The 26,208-nt window shown below is 69.0% G+C and carries 26 protein-coding genes and 1 pseudogene; 18 read left to right on the forward strand and 9 right to left on the reverse strand.

The window, feature by feature from the left end:
* Positions 1 to 34: 34 nt before the first annotated feature.
* Positions 35 to 2,779, reverse strand: a complete 2,745-nt coding sequence (locus C1I93_RS01065; protein WP_223256382.1) for an ATP-binding protein — start codon at positions 2,777 to 2,779, stop codon at positions 35 to 37.
* 266 nt (positions 2,780 to 3,045) lie between these two features.
* Between C1I93_RS01065 and C1I93_RS01070 the strand changes: the two genes are divergently transcribed.
* The 9 genes from C1I93_RS01070 to C1I93_RS01110 all read left to right on the forward strand — a co-directional run bounded on the left by C1I93_RS01070 (position 3,046) and on the right by C1I93_RS01110 (position 10,310).
* A complete protein-coding gene (locus C1I93_RS01070; protein WP_181444952.1) occupies positions 3,046 to 4,611 on the forward strand; it encodes an alpha/beta hydrolase in 1,566 nt (521 codons plus the stop codon).
* Between the two features lie 39 nt (positions 4,612 to 4,650).
* Positions 4,651 to 5,721 carry an LLM class flavin-dependent oxidoreductase gene (locus tag C1I93_RS01075; RefSeq protein ID WP_111241282.1) on the forward strand — a complete coding sequence of 357 codons (1,071 nt, stop codon included), beginning with the start codon at positions 4,651 to 4,653 and terminating at the stop codon, positions 5,719 to 5,721.
* Positions 5,718 to 6,455, forward strand: coding sequence for an NADPH-dependent F420 reductase (locus C1I93_RS01080; protein WP_111241283.1), 738 nt, complete (start codon positions 5,718 to 5,720; stop codon positions 6,453 to 6,455). Before C1I93_RS01075 ends, C1I93_RS01080 begins: the two co-directional genes overlap by 4 nt.
* Positions 6,456 to 6,499: 44 nt before the next feature.
* Complete coding sequence (locus C1I93_RS01085; RefSeq protein WP_111241284.1) at positions 6,500 to 7,225, forward strand: flavodoxin family protein; 726 nt, start codon at positions 6,500 to 6,502, stop codon at positions 7,223 to 7,225.
* A 48-nt stretch (positions 7,226 to 7,273) separates the two neighbouring features.
* Positions 7,274 to 8,215 (forward strand): DUF5996 family protein, encoded by a 942-nt coding sequence (locus C1I93_RS01090; RefSeq protein ID WP_111241285.1) that lies wholly within the window; start codon positions 7,274 to 7,276, stop codon positions 8,213 to 8,215.
* Positions 8,216 to 8,357: 142 nt separating this feature from the next.
* Positions 8,358 to 8,666, forward strand: a complete 309-nt coding sequence (locus C1I93_RS01095; RefSeq protein WP_111241286.1) for a GNAT family N-acetyltransferase — start codon at positions 8,358 to 8,360, stop codon at positions 8,664 to 8,666.
* Positions 8,667 to 8,719: 53 nt separating this feature from the next.
* A complete protein-coding gene (locus C1I93_RS01100) occupies positions 8,720 to 9,031 on the forward strand; it encodes a MoaF-related domain-containing protein (protein WP_111241287.1) in 312 nt (103 codons plus the stop codon).
* Positions 9,028 to 9,423, forward strand: coding sequence for a nuclear transport factor 2 family protein (locus C1I93_RS01105; RefSeq protein WP_212808375.1), 396 nt, complete (start codon positions 9,028 to 9,030; stop codon positions 9,421 to 9,423). The genes C1I93_RS01100 and C1I93_RS01105 overlap by 4 nt, the downstream gene beginning before the upstream one ends.
* Before the next feature lie 113 nt (positions 9,424 to 9,536).
* Positions 9,537 to 10,310 (forward strand): PP2C family protein-serine/threonine phosphatase, encoded by a 774-nt coding sequence (locus tag C1I93_RS01110; protein ID WP_111241289.1) that lies wholly within the window; start codon positions 9,537 to 9,539, stop codon positions 10,308 to 10,310.
* A 129-nt stretch (positions 10,311 to 10,439) separates the two neighbouring features.
* On the opposite strand, the pseudogene C1I93_RS33165 reads toward C1I93_RS01110, so the two are convergent.
* The 3 genes and pseudogenes from C1I93_RS33165 to C1I93_RS01125 form a co-directional block, all read right to left on the reverse strand.
* Positions 10,440 to 10,550: pseudogene (locus C1I93_RS33165) on the reverse strand (transposase); the annotation flags it as partial.
* 29 nt (positions 10,551 to 10,579) lie between these two features.
* Positions 10,580 to 11,008: an SRPBCC domain-containing protein gene (locus C1I93_RS01120; protein WP_111241290.1), complete on the reverse strand. Its 429-nt coding sequence runs from the start codon at positions 11,006 to 11,008 to the stop codon at positions 10,580 to 10,582.
* 315 nt (positions 11,009 to 11,323) lie between these two features.
* Positions 11,324 to 14,062: an ATP-binding protein gene (locus C1I93_RS01125; RefSeq protein ID WP_223256383.1), complete on the reverse strand. Its 2,739-nt coding sequence runs from the start codon at positions 14,060 to 14,062 to the stop codon at positions 11,324 to 11,326.
* A gap of 970 nt (positions 14,063 to 15,032) precedes the next feature.
* On the opposite strand from C1I93_RS01125, the gene C1I93_RS01135 reads away from it, so the two are divergent.
* The 5 genes from C1I93_RS01135 to C1I93_RS01160 all read left to right on the forward strand — a co-directional run bounded on the left by C1I93_RS01135 (position 15,033) and on the right by C1I93_RS01160 (position 19,911).
* Positions 15,033 to 16,589, forward strand: coding sequence for an MFS transporter (locus tag C1I93_RS01135; RefSeq protein WP_111241291.1), 1,557 nt, complete (start codon positions 15,033 to 15,035; stop codon positions 16,587 to 16,589).
* A 143-nt stretch (positions 16,590 to 16,732) separates the two neighbouring features.
* Positions 16,733 to 17,266: a TetR/AcrR family transcriptional regulator gene (locus tag C1I93_RS01140; RefSeq protein WP_181444953.1), complete on the forward strand. Its 534-nt coding sequence runs from the start codon at positions 16,733 to 16,735 to the stop codon at positions 17,264 to 17,266.
* Positions 17,267 to 17,579: 313 nt separating this feature from the next.
* Positions 17,580 to 18,473, forward strand: coding sequence for an alpha/beta fold hydrolase (locus C1I93_RS01150; RefSeq protein ID WP_111241293.1), 894 nt, complete (start codon positions 17,580 to 17,582; stop codon positions 18,471 to 18,473).
* An 11-nt stretch (positions 18,474 to 18,484) separates the two neighbouring features.
* Positions 18,485 to 18,805 (forward strand): GPP34 family phosphoprotein, encoded by a 321-nt coding sequence (locus tag C1I93_RS01155; protein ID WP_111241294.1) that lies wholly within the window; start codon positions 18,485 to 18,487, stop codon positions 18,803 to 18,805.
* A gap of 119 nt (positions 18,806 to 18,924) precedes the next feature.
* The gene (locus tag C1I93_RS01160; protein WP_181444954.1) at positions 18,925 to 19,911 is read left to right on the forward strand and encodes an extracellular catalytic domain type 1 short-chain-length polyhydroxyalkanoate depolymerase; all 987 of its coding nucleotides are present in this window, start codon (positions 18,925 to 18,927) and stop codon (positions 19,909 to 19,911) included.
* A 468-nt stretch (positions 19,912 to 20,379) separates the two neighbouring features.
* On the opposite strand, the gene C1I93_RS01165 is transcribed toward C1I93_RS01160, so the two are convergent.
* Positions 20,380 to 20,670, reverse strand: a complete 291-nt coding sequence (locus tag C1I93_RS01165) for a peptidoglycan-binding domain-containing protein (RefSeq protein ID WP_111241296.1) — start codon at positions 20,668 to 20,670, stop codon at positions 20,380 to 20,382.
* 695 nt (positions 20,671 to 21,365) lie between these two features.
* On the opposite strand from C1I93_RS01165, the gene C1I93_RS01170 reads away from it, so the two are divergent.
* Complete coding sequence (locus tag C1I93_RS01170; protein WP_111241297.1) at positions 21,366 to 21,728, forward strand: YybH family protein; 363 nt, start codon at positions 21,366 to 21,368, stop codon at positions 21,726 to 21,728.
* Between the two features lie 37 nt (positions 21,729 to 21,765).
* On the opposite strand, the gene C1I93_RS01175 is transcribed toward C1I93_RS01170, so the two are convergent.
* From C1I93_RS01175 to C1I93_RS01190, 4 genes are read right to left on the reverse strand one after another with little or no spacing between them, the layout of a single operon-like run.
* Positions 21,766 to 22,377: a cation:proton antiporter gene (locus C1I93_RS01175; protein WP_249412232.1), complete on the reverse strand. Its 612-nt coding sequence runs from the start codon at positions 22,375 to 22,377 to the stop codon at positions 21,766 to 21,768.
* Positions 22,374 to 22,832 carry a class I SAM-dependent methyltransferase gene (locus C1I93_RS32195; RefSeq protein ID WP_111241298.1) on the reverse strand — a complete coding sequence of 153 codons (459 nt, stop codon included), beginning with the start codon at positions 22,830 to 22,832 and terminating at the stop codon, positions 22,374 to 22,376. Before C1I93_RS32195 ends, C1I93_RS01175 begins: the two co-directional genes overlap by 4 nt.
* Positions 22,829 to 23,203, reverse strand: coding sequence for a DUF2461 family protein (locus C1I93_RS33025; RefSeq protein ID WP_111241299.1), 375 nt, complete (start codon positions 23,201 to 23,203; stop codon positions 22,829 to 22,831). Before C1I93_RS33025 ends, C1I93_RS32195 begins: the two co-directional genes overlap by 4 nt.
* Complete coding sequence (locus C1I93_RS01190) at positions 23,127 to 23,531, reverse strand: STAS domain-containing protein (RefSeq protein WP_146603396.1); 405 nt, start codon at positions 23,529 to 23,531, stop codon at positions 23,127 to 23,129. The genes C1I93_RS33025 and C1I93_RS01190 overlap by 77 nt, the downstream gene beginning before the upstream one ends.
* A 305-nt stretch (positions 23,532 to 23,836) precedes the next feature.
* Between C1I93_RS01190 and C1I93_RS01195 the strand changes: the two genes are divergently transcribed.
* From C1I93_RS01195 to C1I93_RS01205, 3 genes are all read left to right on the forward strand, one after another.
* Positions 23,837 to 24,028: a hypothetical protein gene (locus tag C1I93_RS01195; RefSeq protein WP_111241301.1), complete on the forward strand. Its 192-nt coding sequence runs from the start codon at positions 23,837 to 23,839 to the stop codon at positions 24,026 to 24,028.
* Positions 24,025 to 24,876 carry a Rossmann-fold NAD(P)-binding domain-containing protein gene (locus tag C1I93_RS31885; protein WP_212808378.1) on the forward strand — a complete coding sequence of 284 codons (852 nt, stop codon included), beginning with the start codon at positions 24,025 to 24,027 and terminating at the stop codon, positions 24,874 to 24,876. The genes C1I93_RS01195 and C1I93_RS31885 overlap by 4 nt, the downstream gene beginning before the upstream one ends.
* A gap of 456 nt (positions 24,877 to 25,332) precedes the next feature.
* Positions 25,333 to 26,169 carry a universal stress protein gene (locus tag C1I93_RS01205; protein WP_111241328.1) on the forward strand — a complete coding sequence of 279 codons (837 nt, stop codon included), beginning with the start codon at positions 25,333 to 25,335 and terminating at the stop codon, positions 26,167 to 26,169.
* Positions 26,170 to 26,208: the final 39 nt, after the last annotated feature.

The raw sequence follows: 26,208 nt of genomic DNA on the forward strand, positions 1-26,208 counted from the left end.
CCCCGAAGACCGTGCTGGCGTGTTGTCGGCCGGGTCAGGGCAGCCGCGCCTCTTTGAGTTGCCTGCGGGAGGTGATGCCGAGTTTGCCGAAGATGTTGCGTAGGTGGGCTTCGATGGTGCGGGGGCTGAGGAACAGTTGTGTGCCGACCTCCCGGGAGGTCGCCCCGTTGGCTACCAGCCGGGCGATGTGGAGCTCGTGGGCGGTGAGGGCGTCGGCAGGTTGGGCGGTCCGCTTGCGGGGGTGCTCGCCGGTGGCGCGCAGTTCGCGGGCGGCCCGCTCGGCGAACGCGTCCGCGCCCATGTCCGACAACAGCTCGTAGGCGGTGCGGAGTTGTTCGCGCGCGTCGCGGCGGCGACCCTCGCGGCGCAGCCACTCGCCGTAGACGAGGTGGGCACGGGCCAGGTGGGTGGCCACCCGGCACTGCCCGAGCCGCTCGATTGCCTCGCGGTACTGCTCTTCGGCAGCCGGCCCGGTGCTGATCAGCGCTCGCGAGCGAGCTTTCAACCCGAGCGCCCACGGGGTGCCGCTGGCGCGGGCTCGGGATTCGAGTAGCTCCATCGCCGTGGCGGCGCGTTCGGGCTGGCCTGAGCGGACGGCCGCCTCGATCAGCTCAGGCAGGGCAATACTGCTGAAGGTCAACTCGTCATACTCGACCGGCGGTGTCGCGGCGGCAAGCGCGTCGTCGTAGTTGCCCAGACCGTTGTGCAGCACTGCCAGAGAGATCTGGGCCAGGCCGATCGTTGCGCCCTCACCCCGCCCCCTCGCCTCCCTGACCATGGCCTCGTACAGCTCCGAGGTTTCGGGCCGGCGGCCGCGCCAGGAGGCCAGGGTGAGTCTGGCGTTGGGCAGCGGCGGGGCCCCCGTCGCCTGCGTGATCGCCTGTTCCTCCGCAACCAGCTCGGTGGCGCGGGCCGTCTCGCCGGTTAGCACAAGCACGGAGGTGAGGGCGTTGAGCGCGGCCGGAAGCGTGGCCAGCGCGCCCGTTTCGCGGGCGAGCCTGACACCTCGGCTGGCCAGGACGTAGATCGCCTCGTCGTCCCAGAGCATTGCCGCGATGTGGCAGGCCAACCAGAGCCAGCTGCGGTTGTCGTCATCGGCGGGGGAGTCGTGGTTGCACAACGACTCCAGGGCCTGCTGCAGGGTAGGAACACTCGCCTCGAAACCCTGTGTGAACCTGATGGCCAGTCCGTCCAACAGGAGATCGATTGGCCGGGGCGGTGTCGGCGGTGCGGGCGCGGCTCGGGCGGCCTCGGCCGCTTCCTGCAACCATCGCCCATGGCCGAGGCGGCCGGCGTGGAAGGATGCCTGCAGCGCGTGTAGGTAGGTCTCGCGGGCCAGGGGCGGGTCCAGCGGGGTAAGTTTCTTGGCGGCGTCGAGCAGCATTTTTGGCGCATCGCTGCCCCGCGTGGTGTGGAACGTGATCCGGGCGCGCAGCAACTCCAGGTGGGCGCGTTGCAGGGCGTCGAGCGGTCCGGCCGCCGCCTCCGCCAGTAGCGTCAGGCTGTCGTCGGGCGCGCCTGCCTCGTGCTTGGCGTGTGCGGCTTTGAGTGCCCGGCTCGCGCGGACGGTGGGCTGAGGAGTCAGTTCGGCGGCCTGCTGGAGGAACGCGGCTGCGGCGGCCAGTCCGCCGCGGGCGCGGGCCCGGTCGGCTGATTGCTCAAGTTCGGCAGCAGCGTCCTCGTCGGTGCCCAAGACCGATTGTGCGCGGTGCCAGGCGCGCCGGTCCGGGTCGGTCTGTGGGTCGGTGGCGGCGGCCAGCGCGCCGTGGACGCGGCGCCGGTCGGGTGGTGTGGCGGTTCGGTAGACGGCTGAGCGGACGAGGGGGTGGCGGAATCTCACGCGGGTGTCGGTCGTCAGCAGGCTCGCTGTCTCGGCTGCGTCGGCTGCGTGGGGGTCGATGCCGAGTTGGGCGGTGGCGTGCCACAGCAGGGCCACGTCGCCGGTTGGCTCGGCGGCGGCGACCAGCAGGAGTAGTTGGGTGTCGGGGGGCAGGTTGCTGGAGCGGCGCCGGAATTCGTCCTCGATGCGGTGTGGGACGCTGAGGGTGTCGGGCAGTTCGAACCCGCCGGCCAGGTGCGTCGGCGGCGCGCTGCGGGGCAGTTCCAGCAGCGCCAGCGGGTTGCCGCGTGCTTCGGCGATGATCCGGTCGCGTACTCCGACGTCGAGCGGTGCGCGGACGGCTGAGGCCAGCAACTCCCGTGCATCGCTCTCGCCGAGCCCGTCCAGGCGTAGCTCAGGCAGCCCGGCGAACGGGCGAACGTCGCTCGCGTCGGCGTCGCGCAGCGCGAACATCAGCGCCATCCGCTCGGCCGCCACCCGGCGTGCCACGAACGCCAGGACTTGCGCGGAGGCCTCGTCCAGCCATTGGGCGTCGTCGACGAGGCACAACAGCGGCCCGTTCTCGGCGACCTCGGCCAGCAGGTTGAGGGTGGCCAGCCCGACCAGGAACCGGTCCGGTGCCGCCCCGCCGCGTAAGCCGAATGCCACGAGCAGGGCAGCCTGCTGTGGCTCGGGCAGCGCATCCGCGTGGGCCAGCAGCGGCGCGCACAGCTGGTGCAAGCCGGCGAACGCGAACTGCCTTTCAGGCTTCACCCCGACCGAGTTCTCCACCCGGAACCCCGATGCAGCCGCGACGTCACGGGTGTGATCGAGGATCGCGGTCTTCCCGATGCCCGCTTCCCCCCGCATCACGACAGCCCCACTGCGTCCGGCCTGTGCCTGGGCGAGTAGGTGTTCGATGGCGGCGCGCTCTGCGCGCCGGCCCAGGAGGCCGGTCACTTCGCTCCCACCCGAGGTTGGAAGAGCTCCGACAGGATCGGAGTAGGTAGTTGTCACCGATGGGAATCGCAATCCTTCCTGATCTCGGCCGCTACGGCAACAGCGACCAGCTCGTTTGCGGCGCAGTGCGCTGAGGTGAGAGCTAAGGCGTTTATACCGACGCGAAGGTGCCGCCCATGACGGAAGTCTTGAGCCGAGACGAAAGGATTCGCGATGTCCGTTGCGGTAGTGCCAGCAGACGACCGTCAGCAGTCGAGGTGCGGGGCATGAAGTTGCGTCGAAGCGTGGCCGTCATCGTCGTCACCGGGATTGCCGCGTCGCTGGCGGCGGCACCGGCGCAGGCCCGTGGTCCGGCAGCGCGGGTGGAGTGGGGCGTGTGTCCCGGGGAGGTCGCGGCTGTCTCACCCCTGTTGCAGTGCGCGACGGTGCCGGTGCCGTTGGACTACCGCGATCCCGACGGTGCCAAGATCGACATTCTGGTGTCGCGCATCGCCAGTGCGAAGCCGGCGCAGCGTCGTGGCATTCTCCTGACCAATCCAGGAGGGCCGGGTGCCTCGGGACTGACGATGCCGGCGGACCTGGTCGGGTTGGGTTTGCCGAGCAGCGTGTCGGACAGCTACGACCTGATCGGCCTGGATCCCCGCGGGGTCGGGCATTCGGCCCCGGTGAGCTGCGGCTTCACCGGCGAGCTGGACTATTTCAGCAACGTTCCGCCGTACGCGGTCGACGACGCGGCGGTCATCGAGCGGGCGAGGACCGTGCAGGCGGCGGCTGAATGGTGTGCGGCCAACGACACCGAGGGGCGACTGCGGCATATCACGACTGCGAACACGGCCCGTGACCTGGACACGATTCGGGCCGCGCTCGGCGAGGCGAAGGCCAGCTTCGTCGGTTGGTCGTACGGGACGGCGTTGGGTGCCGCGTACGTGTCGATGTTCCCGGATACCACCGATCGGGTCGTGCTCGACAGCAACCTCGGCGACACCCACCTCGACTATGCCGCGCAGCGCCGGTACGCCCTGGGTGTGGAGCAGACGTTCCCGGATTTCGCGGCGTGGGCGGCGGCCCGGCATGGCGCCTACGGCCTGGGCCGTACCCCGGCACAGGTACGCAAGACCTACTTCCGGCTCGCCGAACGGCTGGACGAGGTGCCGGTGGGTGTCGTCACCGGGGCGGTTTTCCGGTTCACCACCTTCGCGTCGCTCTACGGGAAGGTCAACTATCCGGCGCTGGCACGGTACTTCCAGGAGCTGCTGCACGCCGATGACGCGGCGGTGAGCGGGCCGGGCGATCCGGTCGAGACGCCGCCGGAGGTGCTGCCCTGGGACAACTTCTTGTCGGCGTTCCTCGCCGTGACCTGCAACGACGTCAACTGGCCCGAGGACGTCAACACCTACCGGAGCGCGGTCGCCACCGACCGCAAGCGATACCCGATGTACGGCGCGGCCAGCGCGAACATCACCCCCTGCGCGTACTGGGCGTACGAGCCGTCCGAGCCGCCGGTGCGGATCAACGACAAGGGGCCGCGCAACGTGCTGCTCGTGCAGAACCTGCGCGACCCGGGCACGCCGCACCGAGGTGGCGAGCTGCTTCGGGAGAAGTTCGCCAAGCGCTCCCGGCTGGTCAGCGTCGACGGCAGCGGCCACGGCGTCTACGTGTACGGCGACAACGCGTGCGCGCTGAACGTGACCACGGCGTACCTGGTCGACGGCACGATGCCGAAAGACACCCGCTGCGGCCCCGCGACCCGCAGGCTCGACGATGCCGCCGCCCAGCAGCGCGCCGACACCCTCGACCAACTGCACCGCCGGAACGCTCCACGTCTCCACTAGATGTCGGAGTTGGCCGAGACAGTTAAGGAGTTGCCCACGATGGATGCATCGCGGATCGAGTTCGGTATCGACAGTTTCGGAGACCGTCCCCGGGATGACCGGGGGGAGATCGTGTCGCACGCGCAGGCGATCCGCGCGGCAGTGGCCGAGGCTGTGCTGGCCGACCAGGTCGGCATCGACGTGGTCGCATTGGGCGAGCACCACCGGCCGGAGTACGCGATCTCCAGTCCGGAGACGGTGCTCGCCGGCATCGCGACCGTCACGAAGCGCATCCGGCTCGCGTCGGGAGTGACGGTGCTGTCCTCGGATGATCCGGTGCGGGTGTTCCAGCGCTTCGCCACTGTCGATGCGCTCTCCAACGGTCGTGCCGAGGTGATCCTCGGGCGAGGATCGTTCACCGAGTCGTTCCCGTTGTTCGGGTACGACCTGAAGGACTACGAGGTGCTGTTCGAGGAGAAGATCGATCTGTTCCACCGACTCCTGGACGAGAAACCGGTGACCTGGGAGGGCACCACGCGCGCCGCCCTACGGGACGCGGACGTCTACCCGAAGACGGACTCGGGACGTCTGAACACCTGGGTGGGAGTGGGTGGCACGCCGCAGTCGGTGCTTCGCGCCGCGCGCTACGGGTTCCGGCTCATGCTCGCCATCATCGGTGGCGCACCTGATCGCTTCGCTCCGTACGTGGATCTGTACCGGCGGGCGCACCAGCAGCTCGGCACGACCGCTGCGCCGGTTGGGGTGCACTCGCCCGGCTTCGTCGCCCCGACCGACGAACAGGCCAGGGAATTGTTCTACCCCGGCTACCGGGAGATCCGCGATCGGATTGGCGCGTTGCGCGGTTGGCCGCCGCTCCAGCAGCGGGAGTTCGATGCCGACGTGGCGCACGGCTCGCTCTACGTCGGCTCGGTCGAGACCGTCGCGGCGAGGATCGCCCGCGCGATCCAGGTGCTGGATGTGGGCCGTTTCGACATGATCTACTCCGCCGCCGGGACGGTCTCCGCCGCCGCGCGGATGCGGTCGGTCGAGCTGTACGGCACGAAGGTCATCCCGCGGGTACGCGAGCTGCTGGCCGAGCAGTCCGCGGACCCCGCGCGGGTGACCCGGTGATCTCGCAGGTCACCACCATCGGCATCCTGGGCGCCGGGAAGGTTGGCACGGTCCTGGCCCGCCTGGCTGTCGCCGCAGGCTATCGCGTCCTGATCTCCGGCTCCGGAGATCCTGCCAGGATCGCGTTGACCATCGAGGTGCTGACCCCCGGTGCCACCGCCGGGTGGCCGACCGAGGTCGCGGCAACCGCGGACGTGGTGATCCTCGCGCTCCCACTCAGCAAGCACCGCAACCTCCCGGCAGACGAGCTGCGGGGCAGACTCGTCGTGGATGCGATGAACCACTGGTGGGAGATCGACGGTCCCCGTGACACGATCGTCGAGCCCGGCGTGTCTTCGAGCGATGCCGTGCAGCGGTTCCTGCCGGGCGCTCGTGTCGTCAAAAGCCTGAACCACATGGGCTATCACGACCTCGAGGACGAGGCTCGTCCCGCAGGGCAGGCCGGGCGTAAGGCGATCGCGGTCGCTGGCGACTCTGCCGAGGACGTCGGTGTGGTGTCACAACTCATCAACGCGTTCGGATTCGACGCCGTGGCGATCGGCTCCCTCGCGGCCGGCACCCGCCTCGAGCCCGGGACTGCTGCATTCGGCGCGAATGTCGAGGCCGCCGAGCTGCGAACCCTCACCGCAGTCGGCCGGGCCGCTGGTACGCGAGGCCCCGCTGACAGCCTCCGCGAGAACCTGAGGAGGGGGCCGTTGTCGATGGCTGTATCCGGCAGCGCTCGGTGCTCGTGACCGGTCATCGATGTCACTGATCACTTACCACCAGGAAGGACCCCATGACCGCGATGGTGATCGAGAAGCCCGACTTCGCCGGGTTGCGCGCGATGTACATCAACTGCACCCTCAACCGTTCCCCCGGCCGTAGCCACACTCAGGGGGTGGTCGACCGCAGTGTGGCGATCATGGAGGCGAACGGGGTCAGTGTGGACCAGATTCGCGCCGTCGATCACGACATCGCCACCGGTGTCCGGCCCGATATGACCGAGCACGGGTGGGACAGCGACGAGTGGCCTGCGTTGCTGACCCGGGTGTTGGCGGCCGACATTCTGGTCATCGCGGGGCCGATCTGGCTGGGTGACAACAGTTCGGTGACCCGTCGGGTGATCGAGCGGCTCTACGGCTACTCGGGCGTGCTCAACGAGCAGGGCCAGTACGCCTACTACGGGCGGGTCGGTGGCTGTCTGCTCACCGGCAACGAGGACGGCCTGAAGCACTGTGCGATGAGCATCCTTTACAGCTTGCAGCACATCGGCTTCACCGTACCGCCGCAGGCCGACGCGGGCTGGCTCGGTGAGGTCGGCCCCGGGCCGTCCTACCTCGACGAGGGTTCCGGCGGGCCGGAGAACGACTTCACCAACCGCAACACCGCGTTCATGACCTACAACCTGCTCCACCTCGCGTCGATGATCCGTCGTGCCGGAGGGTTCCCGGCCTACGGCAACCAGCGCACTGCCTGGGACGCCGGAGCCCATCCGTACGCCGCCAACCCCGAATACCGCTGACCCGACGACCGTCACCTCTCGGTGACAGCGCCAAGGATGTGAGTAGCGATGACAAGCCCGGCAACGACGAGCTGGCCGAGCCTGCGGGTCTCGGACTGGACCGACACCCGCGACACCCTGCACATGTGGACCCAGATCGTGGGCAAGATCCGCATGGCCCATGCCCCGCTGCTCAACCACTGGTGGCAGGTGACCCTGTACGTGAGCCCGCGCGGGTTGACCACGTCCGCGATCCCGTACGGCACGGGAGCCTTCGAGATCGAGTTCGACTTCATCGGTCACCGGCTCGACGTTCGCAGCAGCAGCGGCGACACGCGGAGCCTTCCGTTGCGGCCGATGCCGGTCGCCGAGTTCTACTCGCGGGTCATGGCCATGCTCGACGAACTCGGGATCGAGGCGCCGATCCGGCCGCATCCCAATGAGGTCGATCCGGCGATCCCGTTCGCCGAGGACCACCACCACGCCTCCTACGACGGTGAGGCCGCCGGCCTGTTCTGGCGACAGTTGTTGCAGGCGAACCGGGTGGTCGGCGAGTTCCGGTCACACTTCGTGGGCAAGGTCAGCCCGGTGCACTTCTTCTGGGGCGGGATGGATCTGGCCTGCACCCGCTTCTCCGGCCGGTCGGCCCCACCCCATCCCGGCGGAGTGCCCAACTGCGGGGACTGGGTCATGGTCGAGGGCTACTCCCGGGAGCTGTCCAGCTGCGGGTTCTGGCCCGGCGGCGGTGCGGAAGGCGCCTTCTACTCCTACGCCTACCCCGCACCGGACGGGTTCGCCGAGCAGCAGATCGGCCCCGACGGCGCGTACTTCAGCACCGAGTTCCAACAGTTCCTGCTGCCCTACGAGGTTGCCCGCGCCGCACCGGACCCCGACCGCGCGGTCGCCGAGTTCCTTCGCACCACCTACGAGGCCGCCGCGGACCTCGGGAACTGGGACCGCCCCGCCTTGGAGGACAACCCGTTCCGCTGGCACCACACCCCGGCGGTCTAGCTGAGCCGCAGATCTCCCTCGAAGTCGATCCTGGCCAACTCGGCAGGAGATGACGCTCAGCGTGGAATAGGCGTTGGTCAGTTGGCCAGAACAAACGGGGGCTGACCAACCCGTATCGGAGATGAAATCTGATGGAGGACACATGGCAGTGCATGTGAAGGATGTCCCCGAAGCAAAACAGTACGAAGCTCGGGTCGAGGGAGAGTCCAAGGTCGCGGGCATCGCGCAGTACATCCGCACCGCGGAACTCATCGCGTTCGTACACACCGAGGTCTCGCCGGAGTACGAGGGCAGGGGAGTGGGGGCGGCCCTGGCCCGCGCCGGCCTCGACGAGGCCCGCGCGGCGAACCTGCTGGTCCTGCCCACCTGCCCGTTCTTCGCGGGGTGGATCGCCCGGCACCCCGAGTACCAGGACCTGGTGTACCAGTCCCGCAGCAGAGTCAGCGACTGAAGTGCAAGGTACGCGCAGAGCGCACCCAGACCAGGTGCAGAGGGAAGGACGTCATGACTGAGCTTGTGATCGGCAGAAGCTACCGGTTCAACCTGGGTGAACTGAAGGTCCGGTTCACCTTTGATTCGCAGACACAGGGCAGCTTCGTCGTCGAGAACGGTGGTGGGCTTGCGCCCGACGGTCACGCGGAGACCGTGAAGCTGGACCTGAGGAAGATCCGCGACGGCGTCTACTTGAATTCGTGGACGGAGGCCAGCGGTGCCACCGTCACCCACGTCGAGGATTTCGCCAACGCGACGCTGTATTCCAACGTGACTGTCGGCGGCACTCTCTACAACTTTGTCGGGACTATCGAGGAGGCATGACCATGGCCGCGAACACGGCGACTGACCAGGCTCAACGCAATACCGAAATCGTACTGACCGCCATGCGAGAACTCTTCGCCGAGAAGGACATCACGGCGCTCGACCGGTACTGGTCTGAGCCTTACGTCCAGCACAGTCCGCAGATGGCCAACGGTCTGGACACGCTACGCGCCGTCGTGCCGGGTCTGGAGGGCTTCTCCTGGGAGCCGAAGCGGATCGCCGCACAGGGCGACCTCGTATTCACCCACAGCATCGTCCATGGCTGGGCACCGAACCCGGTCGTCATCGTTGACATCTTCCGGCTCGAAAATGGCCGTATCGTCGAACACTGGGATGTCATTCAGGACTTTACCTCTCCCGAAGCGACCGTCACCGGTAACCCGATGATCTGACACTCCGTAGGTGGAAGAGGGGCGGATCCGGCACCCGTTCCTTCCCACCGAACCACCGACCCCGACCTCGGTCGAAGGCTCGGCGCGGACAAGCTGAGACAAGGAGACGAGCAATGGGAACGGAGCCCGCCACGAGCACGGTCCTGTCGGGCGGTAGCCGTACCCTGCTCTCCTACCGGCGTCAGTTGGCCCGCGAGCGGCACATCAGCCATGTGCTGCAACACGCCATCCAGCCCGCAAGCAGCGTCGTCGGTGACCTCGCTGGACTGCGGGTCGCCGTGCGATGCCGCGCAGCGGACCCCGTACTGCGGATCGGTGGAGACTGGTACCTGGTTCTTCCACTGGCCAACGGAGATCTGGTCATGGCTGTCGGCGACGTCGTCGGTCACGGGCTGCGGGCCGTCGAGGCCATGATCGGATTGCGGTATGCAATGGCGGCGTACGCCGTCGAGGGCCACCCACCGGCGATGATCCTGTCTCACCTCAACACACTGCTGATCGGCGCCGGCAACGCCACTACCGCGACCGCTGTCGTCGCGACGTTCCGGCCTAGCACGGGCCAGATCGTCTGGGCCGGTGCCGGCCATCCGCCGTTGCTGCTGGCCGACCGCCGGCGGGTGGTCCCCCTCCCCAGTCCCGCGGGGCCGCTGCTGGGGGCGTTCTCGGCACCGCAGTACGCGCAGGAGGCCCGCCAACTGCTGTCCGGTGACTCACTCCTGCTTTACACCGACGGCATGATCAAGCGGGGAAACTTTGACCATGGCATCGAGCTGCTTGCCGATCAGCTCGTCGGCCTCGACGCGCACCCGGCAGCAATCCTCGACCGACTCGACTTCGGCGCCGCCCGCGACGACGCGTGTGCCCTTCTGGCACAGCGCTTGCGGTGAGGCGTCCTTCGAAGGCGTGGTCGAAGGCCGGTGGATCCGGGCGTTCACGCTTCCGATGGCGTTGGTTGAGCAGACGACCGTGCGGATATCGGCGTCGAACGCTTGGCGATCGCGTCCCAGTGCTGGCGGCATCAACACGTCCTCGGCACCGCGGCTCTTGAGCTCGGTGCACACCTGGAACCAGAACTTCGCACCCTCGCCGCCGTCGCCGGCCCGCAGGCCGAGGATGCCGCGGGTGCCGGTGTCAGCTCAGAACGTGGATACGGCCGTCATGCCTCTGCCCGAGCGGCGAGGGCCGTGTTCATTGCCGCGAAGCCCGACTCGGTCGAGCGCAACATGCCGCCCAGCATCATCACGAGCAACCCGGAGAAGCGTTCGGACTGGGTGAACCGGGTCGATTCGGGAGTGAGCGGTTCGATGTCGAAGGAGTGCGCGCCGTCGAAGATGCCCGGGACGAGCAAACGGCCGAGCCACGCGAGCCGCCGCTCGGGCTCGACGACGGTGACGGTGGGAGTGAAGCGGCGCGGCTTGGCCCCGGGGATAGCGATGGTCACCGCCAGCCGAGATCCCCGGGTCAGGCTGCCGTCAAGCTTCGTGATGAATGGGTTCCATTCCGGGTATGCAGCAGTGTCGGTGAGGATCGCCCACACGCGATCCGCGGGCGCGGCAATGTCGATCGTGTGGCTGATGGTAGGCATGGTCGTCCTCTCCTGGTCTGGCCTGAGGGCGACTCAGTGGCCAAATCGGTTGTGCGACAAGGTTGTCGAATAGTTCCAGGTAATCCTCGGGACGAGGCCGTGCGAACCGAACCGCCGGCGGTCATCGTCGAGCCACCAGGATCGCACCCGTGGCGACGGTTCGCGTCGGTGGAAGCTACGGAGATCCCGACCGATCGCACCGTGCTGGCACGTTGTATGAGCCCGGCCGACGCTGTCAAAACAGCCGAATGCGGCCGTTAGATCGAGCACCGAGGCATGGCTGCCCGGGCTTCTGGCTGTGATGTGCCCGGCCGGTCAGCGCAGCGGCAGTTCCTTGAGCTGCCGGCGGGAGGTGATGCCGAGCTTACGGAAGATGCTGCGCAGGTGGGCTTCGATCGTGCGCGGGCTCAGGAACAACTGTGCGCCGATCTCCCGGGAGGTTGCCCCGGTGGCGACCAATCGCGCGATGTGCAGCTCGTGGCTGGTGAGGGCGTGGGCCGGCTGGGTGGTGCGTTTGCGCGGGTGCTCACCGGTGGCGCGCAGCTCGCGGGCGGCTCGCTCGGCGAACGCTTCCACACCCATGCCCGACAGCAGTTGGTGGGCGGTGCGGAGGCTCTTGCGCGCCTCCTGGCGGCGGCCTTCGCGGCGCAGCCACTCGCCGTAGACGAGGTGAGCACGAGCCGTGTCGCTGGCCATCCGGGACTTACCGAGCCGTTCGATCGCCTCGCGGTAGTGCTTCTCGCTATCAGGCCCCGTGCTGGTCAGCGCTCGTGAGCGGGCGGCCAGGCCGAGCGCCCATGAGGTGCCGCACGCATCCGCGCGTGAGCTGAACTGCTCCAGCGCGAGCGCCGCTCGTTCCGGCTCGCCGGCCCGGACGGAAGCCTCGATGAGCTCGGGCAGGCCCGCGCTGCTGATCGACAGTTCGGCGGACCCGCACGCTCTCTCCGCCGCTTCCCGCGCAACCGAATAGTTGCCCAACCCGTTGTGCAGTACTGCCACCGCGTACTGAGCCAGGGCGACATCCGTACCCCCGTCGGGGTAGATGTCCTCTTGGGCAATGATGGCGTTGAGCGCGGTGGTCTCGGCCTGGTCTCCACGCCAGGCGTGGAGAATGACGTGAGCATGGCGCAACGGCACGCCCCCGGTCGCCTCTGTGAGCCCTGTGGCCTCGGCGGCCAACTCGCTTGCCCGGATGAGATCGCCCAGCAGGACCGACGTGATAGACAGGAAGTTCAGTGCGGCGGGGAGCGCGGCCAGCGCGCCGGCTTCACGAGCGAGGTGGACGTTGCGGGTGGCCAACACGTAGAGCAGTTCGTCGTCGAGGACCGCCAAAGCGTTGCGGCCAGCCAGCCACAGCCAACGGTCGCTCTGGCTGGAGTGCCCAGATTCCCCCTGCGGGCCGTCGCGGAACGCTGCCAGCGCGAGCCGCAGCCCGGGCGCTCCTGCCGAATATCCCCTTGTCAGGGTCGTCGCCAGCCCGTCAAGGAGCAGGTCCACCGGTCGCGGCGACACCTCAGGTGCGGGGGCGGCCAGGGCCGCTTCGGCGATCCGCACCGCGTCGCCCCCACCGTTGATGATGGCCGCATCCAGGGCCTGTAGATAGGTCTCGCGGGACAGCGCGGCGTCCAACGGGGCGAGTGCCTTGGCGGCATCCATCAGCATGCCCGGCACCTCGGTGCCACGGGTCAGGTGGAACGCGATCTGGGCTCGCAGCAGGTCGAGCCGCGCGCGTTGCAGGGGACCCAGCGACCCGATCGGCGCCGCCAGGAGCAGTTCCAGCGCGCGTTCGGACGCGCCGGCCTCGTGCGTGACGTACGCGGCTTTGAGTGCCCGGCTCGCGCGGACGGCGGGCTGAGGAGTCAGCTCGGTGGCCCGTTGGAGGAACGCGGCTGCGGCGGCCAGTCCGCCGCGGGCGCGGGCCCGGTCGGCTGATTGCTTAAGTTCGGCAGCAGCGTCCTCGTCGGTGCCCAAGACCGATTGTGCGCGGTGCCAGGCGCGCCGGTCCGGGTCGGTTTGCGGGTCGGTGGCGGCGGCCAGCGCGCCGTGGGCGCGGCGGTGGTCAGGTGGCGTGGCGGCCCGGTAGACCGCCGAACGCGCCAACGGATGACAGAACCGCACTCGGAGTTCGATCTCGAGTAGTCCGGCGGCTTCTGCGGGTGCGGCCGCCTCGCGGGCGATGCCGAGTTGGGCGGTGGCGTGCCACAGCAGGGCCACGTCGCCGGTTGGCTCGGCGGCGGCGACCAGCAGGAGTAGTTGGGTGTCGGGGGGCAGGTTGCTGGAGCGGCGCCGGAATTCGTCCTCGATGCGGTGTGGGACGCTGAGGGTGTCGGGCAGTTCGAACCCGCCGGCCAGGTGCGTCGGCGGCGCGCTGCGGGGCAGTTCCAGCAGCGCCAGCGGGTTGCCGCGCGTCTCGGCGACGATGCGGTCACGGACCTCGTCGTCTAGCGGGGTGCGGACCGCGGTCGCCAGCAGCGCCTCGGCATCGGTGTCGCTGAGCCCGTCCAGGCGCATCGTCGGCAGTCCGGCGAACGCGTCGACGGGGCCATCGCCAGCGTCACGCAGCGCGAAGAGTAGGGCGATCCGCTCGGCGGCGACCCGGCGTGCCACGAACGCCAGGACTTGCGCGGAGGCCTCGTCCAGCCATTGGGCGTCGTCGACGAGGCACAACAGCGGCCCGTTCTCGGCGACCTCGGCGAGCAGGTTGAGGGTGGCCAGCCCGACCAGGAACCGGTCCGATGCAGGTCCGGCGCGTAAGCCGAACGCTACGCCGAGGGCAGCCTGCTGCGGCTCGGGCAGCGCATCCGCGTGGGCCAGCAGCGGCGCGCACAGCTGGTGCAAGCCGGCGAACGCGAACTGGGTCTCGGACTCCGCTCCGACCGAGTGCTCGACCCGGAACCCCGATGCAGCCGCGGCCTCGCGGGCGTGCTCCAGGATCGCGGTCTTTCCGATGCCCGCCTCCCCGCGCACCACCAGTGCCCCGCTGCGTCCGGTCTGTGCCTGAGCGAGAAGGTGTTCGACGGCGACGCGTTCTGCACGCCGGCCCAGAAGGGTCACCAGTTCACTCTCACCTGAATCCGTCGGCACCGTAACGGGAAATTAAAACTAGGTGATTATTACCGAAGCGAACCCCGGCGGCCAGAGCTGGATCTCCACCGCGGCAGGGTGGCCAGCGCGTCCGTCGACGCCGTCGTTGGTCGTGGCGCGCCTCAGGCAGCGACCATCCACCTCGCGGCACGGTGACGACCGGCGAAGCTGTCAGGGCTACGACGGTTCTCAAACGGGTGCGTCCGAAATGAGGTTCCCGCGGCAGTTGCCTTGGGCGGGCAGGCCGGCACGGTCCACCGTCGACCCGCCAGCAGATCGACGAGGAAGAAAGTCAGGGCAGCGGCAGGTCTTTGAGCTGTCGGCGGGAGGTGATGTCGAGTTTGCGGAAGATGTTGCGTAGGTGGGCTTCGATGGTGCGACAAGGTGCGTCCGATGCCCGCTTCCCCGCGCACCACCAGCGCTCCGCTGCGTCCGGCCTGTGCCTGCGCAAGTAGTTGCTTGACCGTGTCGCGCTCCGCGCGCCGGCCGATATGGTTCGCCAGTTTCACTTTCGCCCGAGTCCGTCGGTACTGCACTTGGGGTAAAGCTAGTCGGTGGCCGAGGGCTCGGGGTTGAGCGCTCGGCCCGGCGGCAAAGCTGCGAATCACGCCCATGTGGCTGCGTCAGCAGCCGGTCGCCCGCGATCCGGTCGGGCCAGCCACCCTCCCAGTTAAGGACTACGGGGCTTCCACCGACGCCAAGGCGCCGTCACTGCTGCGAGCCTGACAACACGACAACGGCCGGCAGCCCGGGGTGCCGAGGTGATCGGCGTCGGGTGGCCCCAGCGTGGACCGCGGCCAAGTAATGGGACGCGTCGGGGCGCCACCCCTCCAGCTAGTCGAACGATCAGGCTGCATAACCGTATAGGCATGTTGTCGAACCGACCAACTGGACTGTAATCTGGGCGGCAGCCCACCCGACCTCCTGATCAGGAACTTTCATGAATGACGTAGTCCCCAAGGCCGCCGCCAGGAGCTGGATCGGTCTTGCCGTACTGGTCCTGCCCCTGCTGTTGATCACGATCGATGGAACAGTCCTGATCCTGGGTCTGCCCGCGATCTCCGCCGAGTTGAGCCCCACAGGGGTCGAGCAGTTGTGGATGATCGACATCTACTCGCTCGTGCTCGCCGGCCTGCTCGTGGCGATGAGCACCGTGGGTGATCGCTTCGGTCGGCGCCGCAACCTGCTCATCGGCGCGGTCGTCTTCGCGACCGCGTCCGTGACCGGTGCGTTGGCCACCTCGCCGTGGATGCTGATCGCCGCCCGTGCGTTCCTGGGCGTGGGCGGTGCGATCATGATGCCCTCGACGCTGTCGCTGGTGCGCAACATGTTCCTCGACCGTCAGCAGCGCCGCTACGCGATGGCCGCGTGGGCGGCGATGGCTTCGGTCGGCGCGGCGGTCGGGCCGATTGTCGGCGGCTGGGTGATTGAGACATTCAGCTGGCAGGCCGCGTTCTTGATGAACATCCCCGTCATGCTGCTTCTGCTCATCCTCGGCCCGTTGCTACTGCCAGAGAGTCGCAACCCCGAGCTGCACAAGATCGACATCCTCAGTGTCGTGCTCTCTTTCGTGGGCATGATCGGCGTGGTCTACGCCATCAAGACCCTCACCGGCGGCAAGGACATCGCTCTCGGGATCGCTGCTCTCGTCGTCGGCTTGACCGCAATCGCCCTGTTCGTCCGCCGGCAACTCACGCTCCCCGCTCCGCTCATGGACGTCAGGCTGTTCACGGTGCGCTACTTCCGGGGCGCCGTCATCGCGGATCTGCTGTCGATCTTCGCGATGGTCGGCGCGCTGGTGGCACTCATCCAGTACCTCCAGCTGGTCCTCAGCCTCAACCCGCTCCAGGCGTCCATCTGGCTCATTCCCCAGGCGTTCTTCGCCGCTACCGCCGCATTCGTCGCGGCAGTGGTGGTCAAGCGTCTCCTCCCCGCCTACGTCATCACCGCCGGACTCCTGATCGCCGCAATGGGCTTCGGGTTGACCAACTTCCTGTCCCCGACATCGAGCCCCGCCTTGATCGCCGCGTCCCTCGTGTTGGTCTCGCTGGGCGCGGGCATGGGACTTGCGTTGAGCAACGACATCATCATGAGTTCCGTCAAGCCCGAACGTGCAGGACAGGCCGCCGCCACCTCGGAGACCGCCTACGAGGTCGGCACCACGCTGGGCACGGCCGTACTGGGCGGGTTACTCGTCGCGTGGTACACCAGGGTGGTCACCGCCGGAACCGATGCGCTCGATCTGCCCGGGTCGATTGCCGAACGGGCGTCTTCGACGATGGCGGAGGCCCTGCTGGTAGCGGCCGAGGTCGGTGGCGATGGCGGGGCGTCCATCCTCGAGGTCGCCGAGTCCGCCTTCACCGAAGCGATCATCGTCACCGGCATGGCCGGCGCCGGGATCATGGTCCTCACCGCGATCTGGGCCCTTGTCACGCTTCAAGGTGCGGCGGCGAACAAGGATCTCGCCGCAGAACACGAGCGCGAACTCGTGCCCTGATCAGGCGGTCCCCCGCCATTTTGGGGCCGTACGATTGTGCCGTACTGTAGAACAGTCGGTCAGTAATGACGTCGATGTGCGGCGGGTGGTCTGGTGTGGCTGAGGGACGACGGACGCGGAACACCGAGCGCACGCGGCGGGCCGTGCTCGATGCGGCCACTCAGGTGATCCTGGCGAAAGGTGCCGCCGTCACGCTGGATCAGGTTGCCTCGGTCGCCGGAGTGTCGAAGAGCGGCTTGATTCACCACTTCGGTAGTCGGGACCAGCTTGTGATCGCCGTGGTGCAAGACGTTCAGGAACGTTTCAGGCAGGCGGTCCTCAGCCACCTCGACCTGTCAGAGAACTACCCCGGCAAGATGCTCCGGGCCTACGTTCGCGCGCTCTGCGCGGGAAGTTCGGTTGCCGGAGCCGCGCACGACTTCACGTCAGCGGCGATCTGGGGTGGTCTGCACGCGATTCCCGGCGTTGCGGCGGTCACGGAAGAACACAGTGCGTGGTGGAGCGAGCAGTTCGCCGTCGATGGGTTGAGCCTCGAGCGCATCCAGATCGTGCGCCGAGCCGCCGAGGGCGTCGTCGTTGCCGCCGTATACGGGGAAGAGAACGACGCGAGCATTGCCACCGCTCGTCGTCTGCTGCTTGAGCTCGCCACTGACGGCACCTTTCACACGCCCATCTGACGCGCTGGCGACCCGCTGAACCTCAGCACACCCCGCTGCGCTGACGGTGACAGCTAAGGGGCTCATACCGACGCGAAGGTGCCGGCGGTGGCGGGATCCTGGTGTCAAGGCGGGTCGTCAATGCCTGGAACGGCGGGCTCCCGCTTGCCGACTCCATGCTCCTGCTGGCTCCGACCTTGGCCTGGGTGGCGGTGGCGGTCATGTTGGCCACGCCGATGTTCCGCTGGGAGCCGCGCCGATAAGCGGCGCGCCACGACAACGACGTCCAGCGCGTACGCCACCAGGAAGCACCGACAACAGAGAGGAAAAGATCATGGGATTCGTCACCGTCGGGAACGAGAACAGCACCCCGATCGAGCTGTACTACGAGGATCAGGGCGCAGGCCAGCCAGTCGTCCTCATCCACGGGTATCCACTGAACTGCCACAGCTGGGAGCTTCAGACACGCGAGCTACTCGCTGCCGGTTACCGAGTAATCACCTACGACCGCCGCGGCTTCGGGCGCTCGTCGAAGGTTGGTTCCGGCTACGACTACGACACGTTCGCCGCCGACCTGAACATCGTGCTGGAGACGCTGGATCTGCGCCACGTCGTCCTGGTCGGGTTCTCGATGGGCACCGGTGAGCTGGCCCGCTACGTCTCGCAGCACGGCCATCAACGGGTGGCGAAGCTGGCCTTCCTCGCCTCACTCGAACCGTTTCTGGTCGCCCGTGACGACAACCCAGAGGGCTTGCCGCAAAAGGTCTTCGACAGGATCGAGGCCGCGGCGAAAGGTGACCGCTACGCCTGGTACACGCAGTTCTTCTCGGACTTCTACAACCTCGACGAGAACCTCGGCGGCCGGATCAGCCAGGAGACTGTCACCGGCAGCTGGAACGTCGCCGTCTCCAGCGCGCCGGTGGCAGCCTACGCCGTCGTGTCCTCCTGGATCGAGGACTTCCGCGAAGACGTCGAGGCGGTCCGGGTCAGCGGCAAACCGGCCCTGATCCTGCACGGCACCGCCGACAAGATCCTCCCCATCGACGCCACCGCCCGGCGTTTCCGCCGAGCAATTCCCAACGCCGAGTACGTTGAGATCGAAGGCGCTCCCCACGGGCTGCTCTGGACCCACGCTGATGAGGTCAACGCCGCCCTACGCGCCTTCCTCGGCCGAGCTGACGGAGCGGAGCAAGGCGCGACGAGGACCAACGGAAGAAACTACATTTGAGCGAGAAACCGATGTCGGTCCGGAACGACCTGCTCCCACGGCCGGCGGCCGACGAGGCGCATGAGGAGCGGCTGCGAGCGCGAATCCGCCGGATCCTGGAAGTCGGCGAAACCCCCGACCCCCGCACTGCGGCAACCATCGGGCTGCTATTCGCCAGCGGCGCAATGCCCTCGCTGCGGCCCCCGCTGCCCTGGACGTCGACGACGGTGATCCGGGCCAGCGAGATCGCACGCGACCATTGGGGACCCGAGGTGGTCGCCGCCGCGGTGACTCGCACCGCAGCGGCGATCGTCGCCGCCAGCACCGCCTGTGTGGCCACTACCACCAGGTGAGCGCCGACCGGCGAAAGGAACAGTCGATGACCACACCGAACCAGGCACCCGAATCCGATCAACCTCGGTCCGACCGGCCTCTTCGGCGACGGCTATGGCCCTGGATCACCTCCGGCGTCGTGCTGGTGCTCGTGGCCGCGGTCGGTGTCGGTGCTGCGGTCTTCCAGTTCGGCCTGCCATGGTGGATGGGGGAAGGAGACCGCAACCACAGGTACGAGAGCGACATCGGCTCCCAGCGTTACCAGGTTCACCTACCGCCACAGTACGACGGCACGACCCGGTTGCCGATGATCATGGCGATCCATGGCTGCGGGATGTCCGGGTACGGGTGGAACTCGATGAAGTTCACGACGCAGTTCAACGACCTGGCCGACCGCGAGGGCTTCATCGTTGTCTATCCGACGCAGCGTGTGTTCCGCAACGCCGTCAACTGTTGGAACTCGGGTGACCCGCGGGAACAGCACCGCTACGACGGCGAACCGGCGCTCCTCGCAGGCGTGGCCCGGCAGGTGGTCGAGGAGTACCACGTGGACCCGGACCACGTGCACGTCGCCGGCGCGTCGTCCGGTGCGGGCACCGCCGTCATCCTCGCGGCGACCTACCCCGACATCTTCGCGACCGCGACGTCGGTCGCCGGTGGCGAGTATGGGCTGAACCAGGTGGACGCGGACGACCCCGACGCCACACCGCCGACCTACACCGCACGCCAGGCGTGGTCCCAGATGGGTGACCGGGCGCGGCAGGTGCCGCTGCTCGTCATCCAGGGCGAGAAGGATGACGTCGTCCCACCAATCGTCGCCACCCGCCTCGTCGAGCAGTGGACCGCGGTGGGCGACCTCGTCGACGACGGACTGCTCAACAACAGCCTGGACCTGTCCGAAACGACGACGACGGTGCCCGCGGAACCGGGCAGGCGCGCGTACACGCACACCACCATCACCACGCCGGACGGCAGGTCTGTCGTCGAGTCGTACCTAGTCAACGAGATGGGGCACGTCTGGCCAGGCCCTGCCGGCGACGGCCTCTTCACCGATCGCGCCGGCCCGGACGCCAGTGCCATCGTCTGGGACTTCGCCCGACGCCACCCGAGAGGATCACCGGCGTAAGTCCCATGACCTGCCAACCGCCGTCGGGTCGGCTGCGGAAGCGGGGCGGGGCGGCAGTGACGATCTTGGGCCGCTGGGAACCTCACGAGGGTCTTCCGCGCCGGGAACGGGCTCTCGCCGAGGCGCGCCGAGAACGCCACCCGTCGGGTACGCCCGTCCGAAACTGCGCTCCAGCAGCCGCGCGTACGCCTCGACCGCCGTCTCCCGGTCCCGGGCGGTGAAGTTCGCGGGAAGGCCCACGCCGTCCGCCTCGACGACCCGGCGGCGTCGAGCCGGGCCAGGTCCCGGGTGCGGGCGATCCGCCCGTCCGCGCGCATCGCCCGTCACGGCCTCGACCAGCGGCAGGTGCCCACGGGTGAACCGCCCGACGGTCATGGCGAACCGCAGGTCCGCGATCTCCGACGAGCTGAAGTCGTTGCTCTTGCGCAGGTCCGACCAGAACCGGCGGGCCGAGCCGGTCGACGCCGATCAGCGCCGCATGAACAGCCGCTGCTTCTCGGCGGGCAGCCGGGCCGCCCGGGTCAGCACCTCGCGCACCGGCGTCTTGCCGATGCCGGCGCTCACCGCGCCCTCGACGACGCGCACGCCCGGGTCCTGCTCGCGCCCCCCACCGAGCCGGTCGCGGGCGGCGGCGGCGAGATCGAGCAGCCCCGCGTCGACCTCGCCCGTCGGGGGCAGCCCGAGCAGCGCCTGGATCCGGGTGACGGCCTCACGGGTGCGCGGGCCGAAATGCGAGCGTTCCCGTTCGTCGTCGGCCACCTCGACGCCGACCGTCCAGGGTGTCGTGTAGGCGGGCGACGTCCGTGCCGGACATCCCCTCGGTCAACGTGCGCTCAAACGGCATGGCGAGTCCCTGGCCCGGGGCCGGCGAGCTCGTCGTGACACCTCTCCGGCGGTGCGAGGGTGACCACGGGCGACCTGCGCAGCAGGCGGATGGTGCGGTCGTGGCGAGGCGGCAGAGGCACGTGCGCGCCGGACCCGCCGTTGGTCTGGAACCGGCCGGCCGGCGATCACTGCGGACCGCCGAACGCCTCGACCGGAACGAGGGATTCGCGTCCGAGACGCACGCTAGCCCCCTGGAACGACGAGGCTGTCGGCAAGGCGACGGCCGGGTGGGGCCGGCGTGGGTGAGGTCGCCGGGCGAGTTCAGTGCCAACCACGAACGCCGCACAACCGGGCCAACCGGCTGCGCCGGGAACATGACGACGGCCGGCTCGGCGACCCGACCACCGGCGAGCGGGCCGAGGTGGTGCGGCGCCCCCCCCATGTCCGGGCGGGATCCCGTCGTCTCGCCAGGGCCGTGGTCCAGCCCCGGTTCGTCCAGCCGCCGGCCGTGCGGGCGGTCGACGCGGTTCGCCGCTTTCCCGGACAGCGCGTTCCCTCTGTACCTACGCTGCGGTTACGGACCGAAGCGGTCATCGCAGGGATGCCCGCGTACGGAGCGGGAGGAATGTATGGGCAACGGCGACGCATACCCTCCGGCGAAGCGCCCCGAGGATCTGAGCCGGTTCGTCGTGGAGCGGCTCAACGCCTCCGACGTCGACGGACTGGTGGCGCTCTACGAGCCGGACGCGGTCCTGGCCCTGGCGGACGGGTCCATGGCCGTCGGTGCCTCCCAGATCAGGGCAGCCTACGAGCAGATGGTGGGCGGCCTGCCCGTCATGGAGCCCGGCGAGCAGCAGCCCACCCTGGTCAGCAGCGAACTGGCGCTGATGTCCTCGCGACTGAGAAACGGCACGGTCACCGCCGAGGTGGCGCGACGGCAGGCGGACGGGACCTGGCTGTGGATCCTCGACCAGCCGATGATCGCCAGGTGAGCACGACGCCCGGCCGGGCAGCGGGTCACCGCCGCGGTCATGCCCGGGTCTGACGTCCCGCCAGGACCGCCGCCGCCGCGCGGGGCCGCTGCGGCGGCATCCGGCGTACGGCGAACCGCAGTGCCGGTGGGGCGGTCAACGAGGTGATGAGCGCCATCAGCACGATCACCGTGTACATGTCACCGCTGATGACGCCCAGGTTCAATCCGACCATCGCCACCACGATCTCGACGACGCCCCGCGCGTTGAGGCCAGCTCCGAGAGCGAGGCCGTGCCAGTGACCGAGGTGGCACAGCCGGGCACCCAGGTACGCGCCGAGGGTCTTGGCGATGATCGCCAGCAGGATCACCGCCACCGCCGCCAGGGCCACCGGGGGGCGGGCCAGCGCAGTCAGGTCGATACGCAATCCGGCGGTGGCGAAGAAGATCGGCGCCAGCACGGACATGGCACAGGTGCGCAGGGGAGCCAGTTGCTCCTCACGCAGCGGGTACGTCCCGATCAGGATGCCCGCCACGAAGGTGCCCAGGATGGCTTCCAGCCCCAGCGCGTGGGTGCCCGCGGCCGACAGGAGTAGCAGCACCGTCACCGTCGCGGCCACCACGCCCGGCTCCGGCGAGCGGCTGACCGTCTTGAGCACCCGGCGGATCACCGGGCGGGCAACCAGGTAGGCGAAGACCGGGACGGCACGCCCGGCGTCGGCGGGAGGTAGCGGGCCGCGATGTCGAAGAGACGTCCCAGCGCGCCTCCTGCCGTCCACGAGGCCAGGCCGACGCGTCCATCCGGCTTGCAGACCCGGAGCAGTTCCGCGCCCGTACGACGCTGGTCGGAAGCGAACATCGCGCCGAACGCCGACAGCACGACGTCGAAGTGGTCGTCCGGAAAGGGCAGTTGCTCGAGGCCGACCACGTCGGCGAAGCGTCGCGCGGCCCCGACCGTGGCGTTTCCGCTGCCGCAGGCCGCGTCGAGCACGCGGTGGCCCGGTAGCACCTCCACCGCCTCCAGCAGAAGTTCGCTCGCGATCACGGTGGAACCGGCGACGGAGTTGTAGGTGCCTGCCGACCAGGGGGCCTTCTGGTAGTCCTTGAGGGACGTGCTGCCGGTCATCGGTCTCCAATCCGGACGTGGGTTCGCAGCCACTGGCTGAGGCACGCGGCCTGCTCCCAGGTCTGCACGATGAGGTCCCGCGCCGCGGGATCGCCCAGCCAACGGCTGGGAGGCCACCGCCGGGTGGCGGTGATGCCACGGTGGCGCAGCAGGCCGGCGCGCGGGTGGTCGGCCGGATAGCCACGCGGCACGGTCTTCAGGGCGGGGATCGGATACCGCCATGGAAGCGGGCCGCAGTGGGCGAACCAGTGACTGTCCAGTGGCGGCGTCGGTGAGGTGGCCGGACCGGTCGGGTCAGGCCGCGCGGACGTGCTCGGGCCGCTGGCGTAGACGCACCGCGACGGCCCGCTGAGCCGGGCGGGCCACGTCATCGAGAAGGGGGAACTCGAACAGCCTGGCCCAGCCCAGCACGTGCAGCATCCGCCGCAACTGCATGCTGGCGCCGCGCAGCCGCATCCGTCGCCCGCCGCGGCGCAGCTGGATCGCGGCCCGGGCGAGCGCGCGCGACCCGAGCACGTCGATGAAGGTGAGCTGGTGCAGGTCGATGGTGACGTCGCCGGGTGCGGCGAGGACTGTCTCCAGCGCGACCTCCAGTTCCGGCACGGTGAACAGGTCCACCTCGCCGCGCAGGCACAGGCCCGGGGGGCTGTTCTGCGCGGTGACCTCCAACTGCCGCTCCGACTCCGACGTCAGCATCATGGCCTGCTCATCTCCGATCACATCGACTCGTGGGAGTGACGGTCAGGTCGCCCTGATCGGCACTCGAGGCTCGGCGGGCCTGCTCGCGAAGCGCGAAGGGACAGCCGCCGACGGTTGCCACGCTAGGAGCGGCCCGTGCGGTCCCAGTGACGAAGAAGTGCGCGGTCGTGCCGAGGCGCCGGCCTGGCGTACGCCATCGGGGGTGCGCCGCGGGCCAGTCGTGCGCACTGATCTGCCACCGGCTCGGCACTGACCTCTCCTAGCGTTGCCGGCGACACAGAGATCACTCGGTGAGGAGGCAGGTCATGCCTGAGGTGACGGTCCACCTGTTCGGTGAGCTGCTCGCCGAGGCGTTGTCCACGCCCGACGGTCGAGAGTTCGCCCTGGCCCGTACGGTCAACGCCGAGCACCTGGGCGCCGGCCTGCCCGCGAGGTCCGCGCCCTGTTCGACGACGCCAAGCCGGCCCAACTGGCCGATCATCTCGTCGGCGGGGTGACCAAGGCGGATCTGAACGCACTCACCGACGCCTGGCATCCGACCCAGAGCCTCGCCGACGTGCTCACCATGACCGAGCACCACGGCGGCGACCTCCAGGACATCGCCTTCTGCTTCACCGGTGACGGCTGCGGCGACATCGCCCGCTCATTGCTCGTGACCGGCGCCCTGCTCGGCATGCACGTCCGCCTCGCGGCGCCCGCCGGCCGGCAGCCACCGCCCGGCGTGGTGGCGGCCGCCGAGGCCGCGGCCCGGTCGAGCGGCGCGCGCATCCTGGTCACCGAAGACCTGGACACCGCGGTACGCGGCGCCGACTTCGTCTACACCGACGTGTGGGTGAGCATGGGCGAGCCGGACGAGGCGTGGCCGCAGCGGGTGTCCTCGCTGTTGCCGTACCGGGTCACCGACGAGGTGCTGGACGCCACCAATCGCTCCGGCGTGCGGTTCATGCACTGCCTGCCGGCCATCCACAATCGTGGGATAGCCATCGGCGCTCGCCTGCACCGGCAGTTCGGTCTGGACGGCGCGGAGGTCACCGAGGAGGTGTTCGAGTCCAAGCGGTCGATCGTGTTCGACCAGGCGGAGAACCGAATGCACGTGATCAAGGCTTTGCTCGTGCGGGCGCTGGCGGTCTGGCCCCGCTGGGCGTCGACACGGTGGGCCTGGATCCGACGGCCCACGCCGTGCCCACGGACGGGCAACTGCGTGCCGGCGCGGGGCTGTGGGCGATCGGCGACGTCACGGGGCTGGGATCGTTCACGCACGTCGCGATGTACCAGGCCAAGATCGTGGTCCGGGACAGCCTGGGTCGACCGGGGGCCGACGCCGACTACCGAGCGCGCCTGCTGAGTGCCGGTGAGGACGGCGAGCGGCGGGATCTGGACCTCCTGGTTGGACAGTTGCTTGCCGACGTTTCGCGTACCGTCGGCCGGTGGATTCGCCGACAGCCCGTAGCTGACCGCGGGCGGCCTCGGCCCACCGCCGTACGACCAGCCCGTCGAGCTCGTCGCGTGCGGTCCGGAGCGGGTCACGGGCGTCGGGGTATCGCCGTTGCTGGGGATGGTGACGCTCGACCCTCTGATCAGCCCGGTGAAGAGTGCTGACACCAACACGGATGGGCATGACGGGCAGTGCGGCCACACACTGGTACGGCACTTCCTCCTCACTCGCTGCGGCTAGCTTCGAGCCTGAGCCCGGTCGCTGAGCAGCCGGGCGACCCGGTGGCAGAGGCGCGCGATCCATCGGGCGGCGTTCGGTCACCCGGGGTTGCGCCTTTCCGCGGGCGCACGAGTGAAGGAGGGCGTCATGACGACGACCATGGCAGGTGCGTCCGTTGTCGTGTGTGTGGACGGATCCCGGGCCGCGCTGGACGCCGTGCGGGTGGCGGCTCGGGAAGCGGCCTACCGGCACCGGCCGCTGCGGGTGGTGCACGCCTTCATCTGGCCGCTCATGGGCGTGCCGGTCGGGCCCGCCCCGGGCGGGCCACCCGAGGGAGGACTGCGTCACCAGGCCGAACGCTACGTCGCCGACGCCGTCGCCCAGGCCGTCAGGGTCGCTCCAGGCGTGCCCGTGACCGGTGCCGTCGTCGACGGAGCAGCGACTCCGGTCCTGGTGGGGGAGTCCCGACAGGCGGCCTTGATGGTACTCGGGCACCGCGGGCTGGGTGGCGTCGCCGGGCTGCTGCTCGGCTCGGTCACCGCGCAGGTCTCGTCCTACGCCTTGTGCCCGGTGCTCGTCGTACGCGGTGAACCTCTCGCCGACGGCCCGGTACTGGTCGGTGTGGACGACTCGGATCCGTCCGCTGAGGCGATCGGATTCGCGATCGAGGAGGCCGCCCACCGCCGAGTACCGCTGGTCGCGGTTCACGCGCAGCGTGGTCCGGCGGTGGCACACCAGGCGTTTCCCCAGTCGACAACTGGCCGCTTGGAGCGATACCCGCAGGTGGAGGTCCAGCACCGACACCTCCGCGGCGCACCGGCAGCTGTGCTGTTGAAGGAGTCCCGAGCGGCGCAGTTGGTGGTCGTCGGCGCTCGTGGGCGTGGCCCTCTGGGTGGTTTGCTGCTCGGTTCGGTCAGTCACACGGTGCTGCACCACGCGCACACTCCGGTGGCCATCCTGCGGCATTGTGCCTACCAGCGCTGATCGACGCCGACATGGTCGAGCATCTCGTACCGGTCGGAG

It is taken from the genome of Micromonospora endophytica, assembly GCF_003236305.1.
Lineage (GTDB): Bacteria > Actinomycetota > Actinomycetes > Mycobacteriales > Micromonosporaceae > Micromonospora > Micromonospora endophytica.

Coding starts and splice junctions, on each gene's coding strand:
- C1I93_RS01070 (WP_181444952.1), top strand. CDS start 3,046: ATGAAGTTGCGTCGAAGCGTGGCCGTCATCGTCGTCACCGGGATTGCC.
- C1I93_RS01075 (WP_111241282.1), top strand. CDS start 4,651: ATGGATGCATCGCGGATCGAGTTCGGTATCGACAGTTTCGGAGACCGT.
- C1I93_RS01085 (WP_111241284.1), top strand. CDS start 6,500: ATGACCGCGATGGTGATCGAGAAGCCCGACTTCGCCGGGTTGCGCGCG.
- C1I93_RS01090 (WP_111241285.1), top strand. CDS start 7,274: ATGACAAGCCCGGCAACGACGAGCTGGCCGAGCCTGCGGGTCTCGGAC.
- C1I93_RS01095 (WP_111241286.1), top strand. CDS start 8,358: ATGGCAGTGCATGTGAAGGATGTCCCCGAAGCAAAACAGTACGAAGCT.
- C1I93_RS01100 (WP_111241287.1), top strand. CDS start 8,720: ATGACTGAGCTTGTGATCGGCAGAAGCTACCGGTTCAACCTGGGTGAA.
- C1I93_RS01105 (WP_212808375.1), top strand. CDS start 9,028: ATGACCATGGCCGCGAACACGGCGACTGACCAGGCTCAACGCAATACC.
- C1I93_RS01110 (WP_111241289.1), top strand. CDS start 9,537: ATGGGAACGGAGCCCGCCACGAGCACGGTCCTGTCGGGCGGTAGCCGT.
- C1I93_RS01120 (WP_111241290.1), bottom strand. CDS start 11,008: ATGCCTACCATCAGCCACACGATCGACATTGCCGCGCCCGCGGATCGC.
- C1I93_RS01135 (WP_111241291.1), top strand. CDS start 15,033: ATGAATGACGTAGTCCCCAAGGCCGCCGCCAGGAGCTGGATCGGTCTT.
- C1I93_RS01150 (WP_111241293.1), top strand. CDS start 17,580: ATGGGATTCGTCACCGTCGGGAACGAGAACAGCACCCCGATCGAGCTG.
- C1I93_RS01155 (WP_111241294.1), top strand. CDS start 18,485: ATGTCGGTCCGGAACGACCTGCTCCCACGGCCGGCGGCCGACGAGGCG.
- C1I93_RS01170 (WP_111241297.1), top strand. CDS start 21,366: ATGGGCAACGGCGACGCATACCCTCCGGCGAAGCGCCCCGAGGATCTG.
- C1I93_RS32195 (WP_111241298.1), bottom strand. CDS start 22,832: ATGACCGGCAGCACGTCCCTCAAGGACTACCAGAAGGCCCCCTGGTCG.
- C1I93_RS33025 (WP_111241299.1), bottom strand. CDS start 23,203: ATGACGTGGCCCGCCCGGCTCAGCGGGCCGTCGCGGTGCGTCTACGCC.
- C1I93_RS01190 (WP_146603396.1), bottom strand. CDS start 23,531: ATGATGCTGACGTCGGAGTCGGAGCGGCAGTTGGAGGTCACCGCGCAG.
- C1I93_RS01195 (WP_111241301.1), top strand. CDS start 23,837: ATGCCTGAGGTGACGGTCCACCTGTTCGGTGAGCTGCTCGCCGAGGCG.
- C1I93_RS01205 (WP_111241328.1), top strand. CDS start 25,333: ATGACGACGACCATGGCAGGTGCGTCCGTTGTCGTGTGTGTGGACGGA.